Raw genomic sequence first — 14814 nt, forward strand, 5'->3', positions numbered from 1 at the left:
CTTACAGCTTTCTATATATAAATGTAGAAGCCTTTTCAAATCCATAATCTCTATAATTATATATACTTTCAGTTGCTCCCACAAATAGTAGTCCACCTTTTTTTAACGATTCACTAAATTTTTTATATATTTTGTCCTTTATATCTTGATTAAAATATATTACCACATTTCTACATACAATTAAATCAAAGTCTCTATCATAGTTTTCAAGTATTAAATCATGCTTTTTAAAAGTTACCATATTTTTTATTTTAGAGCTCATAATATATTTATCGCCTTGATTCGTAAAATATTTATCCAAATATTGCTTTTTTACATTTTTTATTTCTGCTTCTATGTATTCGCCTCTTTTAGCTCTTTCAATTATAGTATTATCTATATCTGTCGCTATTATTTTATGTCTTCCTGTAGGTGAAATTTCATCTAAATACATTGCTATAGAATAAGGTTCTGCACCTATGGAACATGCTGCACTCCATATTTTTAAAGAACTGCTGTTTTTTAAAAGTTCACTTTTAAGCTTGTCCCTAAGTTCTTCAAATATTTCGGGATTCCTAAAAAATTCTGAAACATTTATGGTTATAAAGTCTAAAAACTTTTGTTTTTGTTCTGGATCTTTTTTTAGCATTTCTATATATTGTTCTATAGAACTTGCTCCTACTCTTGACATTAAACTGTTTATTCTTCTATGAAGCTGGTTTGATTTATAGGCAGATAGGTTTATACTAAATTCTTTAAGTACCCATTTTTCAAAATAGCTCATATCCATAAAATCTACCTCCTATTTCCTGATACTACTGTTATTATTTCATGTGCTACATTATCTATTGGTAGTACTATATCAACCATACCTGTTTCATAAGCTGCTTTAGGCATACCATATATAGTACAAGTTGACTTGTCTTCAGCTACAGTTATACCTCCCCTTTTTTTTATTTCTACAGTTCCATCAGCACCATCTTTTCCCATTCCTGTAAGTACTACACTCATAATTTGAGAACCGTATACTTTTGATGCAGAAATAAATAATTTATCTACTGCTGGGCGTACTCCCCATATAGGAGGTTCTGTATTTAAATGTATTTTATAATCTGCTCCTACCTCCATATGAAATCCTCCTGGAGCTACATATACTATATCTTTTTTTACATTCATACCTTCTGATGCTTCTACAACGTGTATTTTACTATTTGAATCAAGTCTTTCTGAAAAAGCTTTAGTAAATCCCACAGGCATGTGCTGAACAACAAATACAGGAACTCCTAAACTTTCTGGCAAAGCTGTAATTACTGTATATATTGCCTTTGGTCCTCCAGTAGATGCTCCTATAACTACTGCTTCAATTTTATCTGATCTACTTCTTAAATTATTATATTCTATTTTTGTTTCAATTTTATTTTCAACTTGTATATTTTCATTAATCATTTTACTTTTTGGCAACCCCTTTTTTAATGCCAATCTTATTTTTTCAATCAGTTCATTTTTTATTTTATCTATATCAAGAGATATTTGTCCAGAAGGTTTGGGTATAAAATCAAATGCTCCTGCTGCAAGACAATCCATAGTAAGTTCAGGACCTCTTTTTGAAATACTGCTTAAAACTATTACTGGCACGTTTATGTTCCTTTTTTTTAATTCCTTTAAAACAGTAATCCCATCTATTTTAGGCATTTCAAGGTCTAATGTTATAACATCAGGCACACTACCTTTTGATAATTTAATCAGTAAATCTTCTCCATTTCTTGCAATATCCATAGTTTCCATGTCATATTGTTCATTTATCATATCTGATATAAATTTTCTCATCAAAGCAGAATCATCTACAACCAAAACTTTAATCTTATTCAAACTACCACCTCTTTTTACTTAAGCCTATGGCATATTTTTACCATCAAATTAAAGTTCCCTTATTCCCATTCCTACTGTTTTTATTTTTACATCTCCATTACTAGTATCAAGTATCATGGTTCTACCTTTATTGCCCCCGATATCTTCTCCTAATATAGGTATTGAATACTCTTTCAAAGCGTTTTTTACTGCTATACCATTTCTATTTCCAATATCCATTATCATGCTTTTATCTGAAAAGTTAAACATAGAAGCTCCTCCAGCTATTTTAGCCTTAAGGTTTCTTCTTGATGCTCCTAGCTTTTCCAGTTTTTCTATTAATATAGGAACTGCTAAATTAGCAAATTTCAGCGGATTTGTTACATTATTAAATTGAGTACTATCTGGAAGCATTATATGAGCAAGTCCACCTAATGATTTTGTATTATCATACATAGCTATTCCTATACAAGAACCCAATCCCACAGTTATTATTCTGTCAGGAGAAAAAGCTGTATTTAAATCTGCAATTCCTACTTTTATCTCTTTTATCTCCATATATATGCACCTTTCATTTATAAATTAAATAAGCTTTTTTTCATCTTCTGTCAATATGCTTGCAAGGTTTAAGAATATAATTATTCTTCCTTGTATTTTTACTAGACCTTTTATGTATCTCTTTGAAATTCCTACTGCTATTTCAGGTGGAGCTTCTATTTCACTTTCATTTATATTTCTCACTTCTGATACTACATCGACTATCACTCCAAATTTATTGTCTTCTTGCTTTGACACTATTATTTTAGCATCATTTTTCTTTTCTTCTTTTTTCAAATTAAACCTTTTAGCTAAGGAAATCACTGGTAATACATCACCTTGATAATTTATCACTCCTTCTACAAAGTCTGGAGAATCAGGAAGCTTAGTTGGTTGTTCATATCCCAAAATTCTTTCAACTTCCATAATATCTGTAGCATAGTCTTCTCCATTTATGTTAAATATCAATATTTTAGCTTCTTTACTGTCCATTTTTCACAACTCCTTCTCACTTTGCTAAATACAGTTTAAAACTTTACAAAATATGCGCTTAAATTATTCAATTACAGTTTTAGCTTGTCTACAATTATGTCACCACTACTGTCTAAATATGCATGCAGTCCTCTACTTGGCATATCCAGTACATATTCCCTGTTTCCTACTAAAAGCACTGTATTTTGATAAGCTTCATCAATCCATATGTGTCCATCTTTTTCAACTTTTAATTTTGTAGACACACCTGCTGTACTTCCAACTATTCTACATTTAATTTCATTTTTAGCATTTAAACTTCCGCCTCTGGCCACACTTCTCTCCTGCATAAAATATATATTTCCATTTGCTATAATATTAGATATATACTCACCCTTTCCAGATATAACAACATCACCTGAACTTTGCACGTTTGAATCCTGACAGTAAGATAACTTTATATTCACAGGTATGGATAGGTCATTTTGAAAACCTATTAGCTTTTCTTCTACAGCTTCTACTATCTTGTATAATATTGAATAATGTTGTATACCAATAGGAGCTATTCCTATTAACTTTGTTTTTATAAGCTTTACTAAATTTTCTTCTTCATAATTATTCAATTGGCTATTTAAATCTGCAATAACATTTATGCACAATCTTGAAAATGTCTTAAACTTATTTTCTATGAGAATTTTTATTATCTCTCCATCCTTCTTATCTGGTCCTAGAAGATTGAACTTTTTTATTTCTTCCACTGCTGATACTAAATTACTTAATGTTTCTTTAAAACTCTCTAAATCCTTTATAGTTTTAAGCTTGCTTACATCTTCTCCACCAGCAAATATTTCAGCAGCAATTACATTTCCCTTAACATTTATATCTCCATTTGATCTTATATTAGCTCTTTCAACATCCTTTTCTATAGCTAATGAGTTTCCACATTCTACCTTCATACCTTCTTTTACACTACCATATATAATTATGTCTCCCATAAACTTTATGTTTCCTGTCTTTAAATCTACATCACTTCTAACTTCATGAATTGGATAAACATAAAAAGCATTATTTTTTATACACGGCTTACCTGCTATAGCTGCAAATATCAAATTTTCACTACTTGTACATCCTTCTCCTACCTTTATCTTTAATTTTTTTCCTGGTTTATGTTTTTTAATTCTTCCATTGACATCACAGCCATCTTTACCTTCATCTCCGGAATGTATTTCTCCTATTAAATCCCCTTTTTCTACTGCTGCTACAGAACCTATACTTTTAAAATCTATGTTTCCAACTTTATCTTCTTTTAATTTTTTTAAATCTTCATCAGTATTAAATTTTATTTCTACAAAATCGTTTTTTCCATTCTCTACTTGTTGACCTCTAGCAACTACAAAATTTTTACAAGGATTTTCTACGCAGGATTTTAAATTTTCTTCTATTATACCATATACTACATTATTATTGGATAACTCTTGCTTAAGTTCTTCAATGTTATATCTAGGAGGAGAATTTCTCTTAATAACTTCTGCTTTTAAAACTGCCATTGTAGTTTCTGATATATCTTTTAACTTATAAATATTTTCAGGTTTATATATAATCGTCGCATAAGCTTCCATTGCATCGTCAGATAAACTAATTTTTAATTGTCTTTGAGCTTTACTTTCTTCAAAAAAAACTTCTATTTTACTTTCCACAAAAACTTCTTTTTTCCCTCTAACTTGTTCACCATCTATAAACACCTTTATACTATCGCTTGCTGCTATAGAAGCAGGTGATCCATTTTCTTTAGGATTTTTAACAACTATCTTACCATCTACTATTTTTACAATACCATCGTTTTCATCTATAATTAAATTTTCATTATCATTTTCAGTTTCTTTATCTTCCTCATCTTGCTTACTGCCTTCAATTTTTATATCATCAGGCAATTCTATCTCTACAGTCACCCTTTTTCTAAATAAATATTTCTTTTCATCTAAAACTTTAAACTTTAATTGTTCTGTATTCACAGAAAATTCTTCACAAGCCTTTTTTATGCACTTCTCTAAAGAAGATTCCTCATATACTTTTTTCATTGATCTTCCCCCCCATATTACATATAAACCGAACTCTTTAAAATTTCAAAAGGTTCTTAATATTATCGTTTTATTTTCCCATCACTTTATCTAATGTTTACATTATTTAAATTTTCTTTCATAAAAAAACATTATTTATGCTCTTATTATACCATGTGCATATAGTTACATAAAATACTTATTCTGTACTTTATGACAAAATATTAAATAAAATGAGCTTAAAAGTATAAGCTCATTCACAGTACATTAAATATCGCAAGAAATTTATCCGATTACTATATGAAATTTGAAATATCATCTTTTAAAGCTTTATCATAAGCTTTCATTATTTTTAAAACTACTTCATTTTCTGCAGATTTAAAGTTAATTTTATCTATAGATCTTATAGGTAGAACCTTAGGGGAAGTTCCTGATATAAATAGTGCATCTAAATTTTCCAAACTATCACAGCTAACCTTCTCTTCTTTCACATCCATACCATTTTTTTTACATAAGCTCATTATAACGTTTCTGGTAACTCCTGGTAAAACATCTTTAAGAGGTGCTGTTAAGACATTTTTCTCCTTAATCATAAATATATTAGATTTACTTCCCTCTGTTATATATCCATTTCTATCAACTAGTATTGCTTCAAAAGCATTACCAATTACTATTTCCTTATCCACCATAGTTCTAAAATCTGCATTTATAATTTTTGCATTAGGATTTTCTCTTTCACCATGATAAAGTATTGTATGAACTCCATTTTCATAATCTTGTAAATTAGGATAATGATGCTTAACAAAATAACACAGAAAAATATTTATGTTTTCTTGTTGAAAATTGAATAGAAATTTTATATTACCTATCCTAGCTTTATTTATTTTTATTAGTTGAAGTATTTTTTCTTTTACTTCGTCTTTACTAAGCCATAAATTTAATTGAGACACTCTAGATGAATTATCCATTCTCTCCAAGTGCTTATCTAAGAATAAAGGTTTTCCATCTACTATTCTTATAACTTCATACAAGGATTTGCCTTTATGCAATATATTATCATCAAATTCTTCAGATTCTTTAACTTCTGAATTACATATAAAATATTTGCTAAAGCATTCACTCATTAAAATCACTCCATTAAATAATTTTTATTTTATAACAATTATTATATCATATTTACTTCCAGTTTAATATTTTAATTTTATCATGTGCTTTTTTATAATTAATAAGAAATGGGTTTCCTACCAAATTGAAAAGCGGCATATCTGACAATGAATCCGAAAACATATATGAATTTTTAAAATCTACTTCTACATTTTCTTTCTTCAAAACTTCCATTAACCTTTTTACTTTTTCTTCTCCCTTACAATTTTCTCCTACAATTTTTCTTCTGTATTTACCATTTTCACAGGTAAACCTTGTACCTATAACCATATCTACTTCTTTTATATTATATAGTTCATCCAAATAAAACTCTGCCGATGCTGATATTAAATATATTTTACAACCTTCAGCTTTTAATTTCTTAATAGTATCTATTGCATCTTTATAAAATATTTTACTTAGTCTAGTTCTATAAAATTCTTCAACTAGCCTTTTCATCTTAACTTCTTCTATTCCATCTATAAATGATATAAAATTTTCCTTTGCTTTGCCTGCATTTAACACTTTAAATGCATAAAATAATACAGATATAAAGCTCTTAGGAAGATGCATTATAAGCTTAGGATCCTTTTTTAGCATAAACAAATAAAATTCCATAAGAGTTTCTCTCTTGGTTAAAGTATAATCCACATCAAAAATTGCTAATCTCTCCAAAGTAACACTACCCTTCTAGTTAGTAATTCAACTTTTCTATATATAAAAAATTCGTACTTAATATAAAAATATTGCGAAGCAACTTTTTTAGTTAATAATTAACTATCAAAGCTTTGCGTCGCATTTTGCTTAAACCACAAAAATCGGTTTAATAAAGAAAGCCATTGCAATAATGCAGCGGCTTTCCTTTATTTAATCTAATTTAAATTTCTAACTAATACATGAAAATTTTCAAGCTTTAGTTGCATTAAAATATTTAGTTAAATTCAACTATTCTTGTTCTTTTTCTTCATTTTTTACCATTTCTTCATAGTAAGCTGATACTTCTTCAAATTCCTTATCATCAGGAATTACAAGTTCTCCTTCTTCTCCTTCACCTACTACTTTAAATAAATATACTGCTCCATTATCTGGATGTTGTACTATAGCATATTCACTATTTTTATATTCAAATCCATCAACTACTTCACATGGAACTGTATTTCCGTTTTCATCTTCTAAATCAACTATTATACTTTCATGTTCTCCACAGCCGCAGCCACAATCATGTTCATGTTCATGTTCATGTTCATGACTATGTTCTCCGCATCCACAACTTTCATCATTACAGCCACAACCGCAGTCATGTAAATTTTCTTTATCCATAAATAAAAATCCTCCTTAAATATGTTATGTTCTAATTGTACCCTTAATTGCTGAATTTTAAAAGGATTTTTTTAATTTATGACATAAATTTTTTTCAGAGGACAGAGTACAATTGACAGAGTACAGTTAAGGATGATTGTTCTCTGTCAATTATCCCATAAAAAAAGAAGTGCCTAAGCACTTCTTTTTTTCTTATATTATTTTGCTGCAAGTTCTTTGTATCCAGCAAGTCTTTCCTTAGCATCTCTTTCAGTTTTTTCAAATAATGCTTCTGCAGCTTCTGGGAATTGTTTAGAAAGTGAAGCATATCTTACTTCGCCCATTAAGAATTCTCTGAAGTCTCCAGTTGGTTCTTTTGAATCCAATGAGAATGGATTCTTTCCTTCTTCTTTTAATGCTGGATTGTATCTGTATAATGCCCAATATCCACAATCAACAGCTTTCTTAGATTCTAATTGGCTCTTACCCATGCTAGCTTTTAAGCCGTGGTTGATACATGGTGAGTAACCAATTACTAATGATGGTCCTGGATATGCTTCTGCTTCAGCTAAAGCTTTTACTAATTGGTTCTTATCAGCACCCATAGAAACTTGTGCTACATATACATAACCATAGCTCATAGCCATCATACCAAGATCTTTTTTCTTAGTCTTCTTACCACTAGCTGCAAATTTAGCTATAGCAGCTGTTGGAGTAGCTTTTGATGATTGTCCACCTGTATTTGAGTAAACTTCTGTATCAAATACAAATACATTTACATCTTCTCCTGATGCTAAAACGTGATCTAATCCACCATATCCGATATCATAAGACCATCCGTCTCCACCAAATATCCAATGTGATCTCTTAACTAAGAAATCTTTATTTTCATATATTTCTTTTACTAAACCGCAGTCAGTCTTTTCAGCTTCGATTGCAGCTATTACCTTATCAGCTCTTTCTCTTGAACCTTCTCCAACATTTATGTTGTCTAACCAGTCTTGAAGAGCTGCTTTTAAGCCTGCACTTGCATTTCCGCCTAATACTTCTTTTACGTTCATAGCTAATTTATCTCTTAATTGTTCAACTCCAAGGAACATTCCAAGACCAAATTGAGCATTATCTTCAAATAATGAGTTAGCCCATGATGGACCATGTCCTCTGTGGTTAGTAGTATATGGAGTTGCTGGTGCTGATGCTCCCCAGATTGATGAACATCCAGTAGCATTAGCTATCATCATTCTGTCACCAAATAATTGAGTTACAACTTTAGCATATGAAGTTTCCATACAACCTGCACATGAACCTGAGAACTCAAGTAATGGTTTTTCAAATTGGCTTCCCTTTACAGAGAATTTCTTAGCTGGGTTTTCTTTATGCGATACTGTCATAGCATAATCCCATGCAGCAGACTTCTCTAATTGAGTATCAAGAGGCTTCATAACAAGAGCTTTTTCTTTAGCTGGACATATATCTGCACAGTTTCCACAACCTAAACAATCAAGTGGTGATACTGCCATATGGAATTTAAGTCCTTTAGCTCCTGATGCGTCCTTAGTTTCAAATCCTGCTGGTGCAGCAGCAACTTCTGCTTCAGTAGCAAGGATTGGTCTTATTGCAGCATGTGGACATACAAATGCACATTGGTTACATTGTATACACTTGTCCATTTGCCATTCTGGAACACTTATAGCTACGCCTCTCTTTTCGTAAGCAGCAGTTCCTTGTGGGAATGTACCGTCTTCCATTCCTAAGAATGCACTTACAGGAAGTTTATCTCCTTCTTGTCTGTTCATTGGGTTAACGATTTTTTTGATGAATTCTGGAATTTCAGTAGTTGCAGCAGCTTCTTCTACGATACTAGCCCATGAAGCTGGAACTTCTATCTTAACTATTGATTCAACACCCTTATCGATAGCAGCATTGTTCATATCAACAACTTTTTGTCCCTTCTTACCATAAGAAGTTACAACTGCATCTTTTAAATATTTGATAGCGTCATCAACTGGAATAACGTTAGAAAGTTTGAAGAATGCTGATTGCATTATCATGTTTATTCTTCCGCCAAGACCAATTTCTTGAGCTATTTTAACAGCATTTAATGTATAGAATTCAATTTTATTTTCAGCTATAAATTTCTTATATGAAGCTGGTAAATGTTCTTCTACTTCTTCTGGAGTCCAGATAGTATTTAATAAGAACTTACCGCCTTTTTTCAATCCTTCTAATACGTTATATTTATAAACATATGATTGATTATGACAAGCTACGAAATCAGCTTTATTTATTAAGTATGGTGACTTGATTGGAGTCTTACCAAATCTTAAGTGTGAAACTGTTATTCCACCTGATTTCTTTGAGTCATAGAAGAAATATCCTTGAGCATACATATCTGTCTTGTCTCCGATAATCTTGATAGCACTCTTGTTTGCTCCAACAGTACCATCTGATCCAAGACCCCAGAACTTACAAGCCTTAGTTCCTTCTGGTGTTGTATCTATATCTTCTCCAACTGGTAATGAAGTATTAGTTACATCATCAACTATACCAATTGTAAATCCGCTCTTTGGAGCTTCTAATTTTAAGTTTTCAAATATTGGAAGAATGTGAGCTGGTACAGGATCTTTTGAACCTAATCCAAATCTTCCTCCAACTATTACTGGTTCTTCTTCTTTTCCGTAGAATGCATTTTTAACATCTAGGAATAATGGTTCTCCTATTGAACCTGGTTCCTTAGTTCTATCAAGAACTGCTATTTTCTTTACAGTTTTTGGTATATATTTAAAGAAATGATCTAATGAGAATGGTCTGTATAAGTGAACAGTTAATAAACCAACTTTTTCACCCTTAGCTGTTAAGTAATCAATAGTTTCTTCAATTGTATCACAGACAGAACCCATTGCTATGATCATTCTATCAGCATCTGGTGCTCCATAATAATTGAATAAGTGATATTCTCTTCCTGTTATTTTAGTCATTTCAGCCATGTAGCCTTCAACTATTTCAGGAATTGCTTCATAATATTTATTTGAAACTTCTCTTTCTTGGAAATATATATCTGCATTTTGAGCAGTACCACGAGTTACTGGATGATCTGGATTTAATGCTCTTCTTCTAAATGCACTTACAGCATCCATATCAACTAAGTGTTTTAACTCATCATATTCTAAAACTTCAATTTTTTGTACTTCATGTGAAGTTCTAAATCCATCAAAGAAATTTAAAAATGGAACTCTTCCTTTTATTGCTGATAAGTGAGCAACAGCTGAAAGATCCATAACTTGTTGTACTGAACTTTCTGCAAGAAGTGCAAAACCAGTTTGTCTACAAGCCATAACGTCTTGATGATCTCCAAATATGTTAAGTGAATTTGTAGCAAGAGCTCTTGCTGATACGTGGAATACTCCTGGTAGAAGTTCTCCAGCTATTTTATACATGTTAGGTATCATAAGTAAAAGACCTTGTGATGCAGTATATGTAGATGTTAATGCACCTGCTTGTAATGAACCATGAACAGCGCCTGCTGCGCCACCTTCTGATTCCATTTCCATAACCTTTACAGTTTGTCCAAAAATATTTTTTCTTCCTTGTGCTACCCATTCATCAACATGTTCAGCCATTGGTGATGATGGAGTTATAGGGAATATTGCTGCTACATCGATAAATGCATATGAAATATGAGCTGCAGCTGTGTTTCCATCCATAGTCTTCATTTTTCTCATAAAAAATTTCCCTTCTTTCTCTTATATTTAAATCTATAAAAAGATTATGCAGATAATTTCTGCATATTAATTATAGCCATAATAAATGATATTATGTCATTTCTTTTAGTTTATATATATCTAAATAAGTTGAAATTTGTATTTATTTCTTTAACTATATTTAAATTTTTCTATTAATCCTACTTTTTTACTATACAACAAATTTATTTTATTGTAAAACTCCATTTAAATAGCTTTTTAACATATTATCAATCTCTTATTTTATATTACTATAGAAAGGTACTTTTATTCAAGTATTAATTAAAATTTTTTTTTGCTGTTAAATATTTATTGTTTAACTGTACTAATTTTCTTATCATCTGAAATCATTGACCTAACACAATCTTTAAAAATCTGTTTTTCTATATTTAATTAACTGTTTGATATTTTTTAAACATTTTCATTTTGTGTACTTTTTAATAGTATTTATTATAGCTTCAGTTCCATTTTTAACTGTACTATTTTCCATATTATTTATATACTTACTTCTATTATTACATAGTTCTCTTAAATTTTCCATTAAAACATTTTCATTTAGTTCTTCCTCTTGTATTACAACACTATATCCACTTTTTTTAAAAGAAGCTGCATTTAAAATTTGATCTCCTCTGCTGGATTTTTTTGAAAGTGGAACTAGTATATTAGGCTTTTTTAAGGCTAGAAGCTCAAATATTACATTAGCACCTGCTCTTGATAAAACTATATCTGCTGCATTCATAATATGTGGCAACTCTTCATTTACGTATTCAAATTGCTTATAGCCTTTTTTCTCCATCAATCCTTTATCTAGATTTCCTTTTCCACATATATGAACAATATTATAGTTTTCTAAGAATTTATCTATATTGTTTCTTATGATATCGTTAATAAATTTAGATCCAAGACTTCCCCCTATTATTAAAAGTATGGGCTTTTCTTGCCCAAATCCACAAATTTTACGTCCCAATATTCTACTTCCATTTAATAGTTCTTCCCTTATAGGTGTTCCTGTAAGTATTGCTTTATTGTCTTTTACCTTATTCAGTGACTCAGGGAAAGTTACACATACTTTATTACAGTACGGAGCTGAAAGTCTGTTTGCAAGCCCAGGAGTCATATCAGACTCATGAGCAATAACTGGAATTTTATTTAGATGAGCTGCTATAACCACTGGTACAGCTACAAATCCACCCTTTGAAAACACTATATTAGGTTTTTCTTTTTTCATTATTAATATTGCTTCACATATTCCTTTTAGTACTTTAAAAGGATCTGTAAAGTTTTTTATATCAAAATATCTTCTAAGCTTTCCACTAGATATTGCATAATAATCAATCTTTTCTTGTTCAATTATTTTTCTTTCTATACCATCCTTAGTTCCTATATATTTTATTTCATATCCTAGTTCTTTTAGTTTCGGTACTAAAGCAAGGTTTGGTGTAACATGTCCCGCTGAACCTCCACCAGTCATTATTATTTTTTTCAACCCTTTTCCTCCCAACACTTATTCCAAATAATATAATCCCTTATTTCTAATTTATATAATACTACTTTAATATTCTTTAGTCCACAAGCTTATAGCTCTTAGTTTATATCTGAAAATTCCACATTTATTCTATCATTTATGTTTTGTGTTAAAATGGCATATTTACTTATATGATTTTCTTTTTTACTAACCTTTTTTAATTTCACTATAAACTCAGTACCTTTACCAACTTCACTTATCACTTCAATTTTTCCATCCATAAGTTCTATTATTTTTTTTACTAAAGCGAGTCCAACACCACTTCCTTCAGCTCTTCGAGTCAATGAACTATTTAACTGTGAAAATCTATCAAATATAGAATTTATTTTATCACTAGGTATACCTATACCAAAATCCTTTACACTTAAATAAAAATATTCTTCTTCATTTTTAAGCGTTACTATAATCTTCTTTCCTTCAGGAGTAAATTTTATAGCATTGGAAAGAAGATTCAGTAAAATCTTTTCATATTTATCTTTATCTAACCTTACATTAATTTCTTCTTCATCAGTATCAAAAATAAGTTCTATACCTTTACTTACAGCATAAGAATTAGAAGAGTTTATAATAACCTCACTTACATAGACTGCTTCAAAATCAGTATTATTTAAACTTAAGAAACCTGCTTCTGCTTTTGATATATCTAATATATTGTTAATAAGTTTTAACAATCTACTGCAATTTTGACTGATTCTAGAAAGTGTTTTATCCATATTTGGAGTTATTTCTTTATTATAAACATCATAAGCTAACTGTAATGATGAATAAATTATGGTCAATGGAGTCCTTAATTCATGGGAAATTATAGTAAAAAATTCATCCTTTAATTTTGTTATTTTTTCAAGTTCAATATTATGATTTACCTCTTCTGTAATATCAGATCCATAAATGTGTATTCTAGTATTGTTATTTTTATTTTTATATGGTGTGAATTTTATCTTATAAAATCTTTCTTCACCTTTATCATCTTTTACTTTATAATGATTAACAGCATAGGGTTTATTCTTTTTTCCTACATTGTTTAATATTTTATATATATTTTCATTAACACATTCAAAATTTCCTTTTTCACAATCTAGAGCCTTTTCATCAAGCAGAATATGATTATTATACCCAAGTATTTGTTCATACTTTTTATTTATAAGTCTATAGCTTATACCTGGATAATCTACTACAGCTATAGGTACATCTACAGTATTTACTACATCTTTTATAAAAGCAGCTTGCTCTTCTGCATTTATTTGGTGAAGTCTCGATTCTGTAACGTCTTTTATTGTCATTATAGTATAGATTATTTCATCCTTTTTATTTAATATGGGTGATATATTCAATTCTAGATATTTAATTTCAAAAGTGACTCTATCCTCAATTTTAAATATCATATTTCTCATAGCTTTTTTTACTTTAATATAATCATAAATGGTTTTTTCAATAGTTTGACCTTCATCATTAATGTAAATTGCTTTATACTTTTTTGAAAATGCGCTTTCATCTATTAATTGTATAACTTTTAAATTTAGTATTTTAAAAACTGCCTTATTACACAAACTTAATTTTTCATTAGTATCAAAAACCATTATTCCTTCTGAAATATTGTTTATAACATCCTTTAAATGCATAAGATGCTGCTTTTCTCTATTTCGCAATATTTCTATAATGTCACACTTAGTCTTTAATTCCGTTGACAATTCTAAAAACTTTTTTCTCTCATCCTTAATTTTTGCATTATACAAACAATCCTCTACTGTACTTGCAAATATTAGAATTCCACCTTCAACTTTATTTTTTTTTATTAAAGGAAAACATGTTAATGAAATATTTTTAATCTCAGAATTGCATTTAACCTTTAAAATTCTATTTTTTGTATTTTCTTGATTCTTTATAGCTCTGTATAATGGATTATCTTTTTTTTCAACTTTTTTATTATTTCCCTTAGAAAGTCTATACTTACATGAAGCATCAAAAAAATTTTTAAAATCATTTATTTGATATTTAAGTAGAATATTTTTCCCCTTATCGTTAATATAAATTATATCCCCATCTTTATTCGTTACACACAAAAAATCCGGAAATGCTTCTACTAGTTTTTCCGTTAAATTGCTGCCACTGAATATATCATTTATAGAGTTATTCATTAATAAATTTCCCCCAATTCACAATTATGATAAATTAGATTATATATTTAACATAATTAATTTCTTTATTTACCACAAAG

At 29.6% G+C, this 14814-nt stretch carries 11 protein-coding genes; all 11 read right to left on the bottom strand.

Features of this window, described 5'->3' with window-relative positions; all coding sequences use genetic code 11:
• Position 1: 1 nt before the first annotated feature.
• Positions 2–769: a CheR family methyltransferase gene (locus tag EG57_RS0207935; protein ID WP_032076705.1), complete on the bottom strand. Its 768-nt coding sequence runs from the start codon at positions 767–769 to the stop codon at positions 2–4.
• Between the two features lie 5 nt (positions 770–774).
• Positions 775–1848, bottom strand: a complete 1074-nt coding sequence (locus EG57_RS0207940; RefSeq protein ID WP_032076706.1) for a protein-glutamate methylesterase/protein-glutamine glutaminase — start codon at positions 1846–1848, stop codon at positions 775–777.
• A 48-nt stretch (positions 1849–1896) separates the two neighbouring features.
• Entirely contained in the window at positions 1897–2385 is a 489-nt protein-coding gene (locus EG57_RS0207945; protein ID WP_032076707.1) for a chemotaxis protein CheD, read from the bottom strand.
• 24 nt (positions 2386–2409) lie between these two features.
• A complete protein-coding gene (locus EG57_RS0207950; RefSeq protein WP_032076708.1) occupies positions 2410–2856 on the bottom strand; it encodes a chemotaxis protein CheW in 447 nt (148 codons plus the stop codon).
• 71 nt (positions 2857–2927) lie between these two features.
• Positions 2928–4913 (bottom strand): flagellar assembly protein A, encoded by a 1986-nt coding sequence (locus EG57_RS0207955; protein WP_032076709.1) that lies wholly within the window; start codon positions 4911–4913, stop codon positions 2928–2930.
• A 275-nt stretch (positions 4914–5188) separates the two neighbouring features.
• Positions 5189–6016, bottom strand: coding sequence for an aminotransferase class IV (locus tag EG57_RS0207960; RefSeq protein ID WP_032076710.1), 828 nt, complete (start codon positions 6014–6016; stop codon positions 5189–5191).
• A 52-nt stretch (positions 6017–6068) separates the two neighbouring features.
• Complete coding sequence (locus EG57_RS0207965; RefSeq protein ID WP_032076711.1) at positions 6069–6710, bottom strand: HAD-IB family hydrolase; 642 nt, start codon at positions 6708–6710, stop codon at positions 6069–6071.
• 270 nt (positions 6711–6980) lie between these two features.
• The gene (locus EG57_RS0207970; RefSeq protein ID WP_032076712.1) at positions 6981–7355 is read right to left on the bottom strand and encodes a DUF1292 domain-containing protein; all 375 of its coding nucleotides are present in this window, start codon (positions 7353–7355) and stop codon (positions 6981–6983) included.
• A gap of 197 nt (positions 7356–7552) precedes the next feature.
• Entirely contained in the window at positions 7553–11056 is a 3504-nt protein-coding gene (gene nifJ, locus EG57_RS0207975; protein ID WP_032076713.1) for a pyruvate:ferredoxin (flavodoxin) oxidoreductase, read from the bottom strand.
• Between the two features lie 439 nt (positions 11057–11495).
• Complete coding sequence (locus tag EG57_RS0207980) at positions 11496–12560, bottom strand: undecaprenyldiphospho-muramoylpentapeptide beta-N-acetylglucosaminyltransferase (RefSeq protein WP_032076714.1); 1065 nt, start codon at positions 12558–12560, stop codon at positions 11496–11498.
• A gap of 98 nt (positions 12561–12658) precedes the next feature.
• Positions 12659–14734, bottom strand: coding sequence for a PAS domain-containing sensor histidine kinase (locus tag EG57_RS0207985; RefSeq protein ID WP_108849438.1), 2076 nt, complete (start codon positions 14732–14734; stop codon positions 12659–12661).
• Positions 14735–14814 lie beyond the last annotated feature (80 nt).

The sequence above is a fragment of the Clostridium drakei genome (assembly GCF_000633595.2).
GTDB classification, from domain to species: Bacteria; Bacillota; Clostridia; order Clostridiales; family Clostridiaceae; genus Clostridium_AM; species Clostridium_AM drakei.

What these genes read in the sequence shown, in the direction of transcription:
- EG57_RS0207935 (WP_032076705.1), bottom strand. Translation starts at nt 769, where the DNA reads ATGGATATGAGCTATTTTGAAAAATGGGTACTTAAAGAATTTAGTATA.
- EG57_RS0207945 (WP_032076707.1), bottom strand. Translation starts at nt 2,385, where the DNA reads ATGGAGATAAAAGAGATAAAAGTAGGAATTGCAGATTTAAATACAGCT.
- EG57_RS0207950 (WP_032076708.1), bottom strand. Translation starts at nt 2,856, where the DNA reads ATGGACAGTAAAGAAGCTAAAATATTGATATTTAACATAAATGGAGAA.
- EG57_RS0207955 (WP_032076709.1), bottom strand. Translation starts at nt 4,913, where the DNA reads ATGAAAAAAGTATATGAGGAATCTTCTTTAGAGAAGTGCATAAAAAAG.
- EG57_RS0207960 (WP_032076710.1), bottom strand. Translation starts at nt 6,016, where the DNA reads ATGAGTGAATGCTTTAGCAAATATTTTATATGTAATTCAGAAGTTAAA.
- EG57_RS0207970 (WP_032076712.1), bottom strand. Translation starts at nt 7,355, where the DNA reads ATGGATAAAGAAAATTTACATGACTGCGGTTGTGGCTGTAATGATGAA.
- nifJ (WP_032076713.1), bottom strand. Translation starts at nt 11,056, where the DNA reads ATGAGAAAAATGAAGACTATGGATGGAAACACAGCTGCAGCTCATATT.
- EG57_RS0207985 (WP_108849438.1), bottom strand. Translation starts at nt 14,734, where the DNA reads ATGAATAACTCTATAAATGATATATTCAGTGGCAGCAATTTAACGGAA.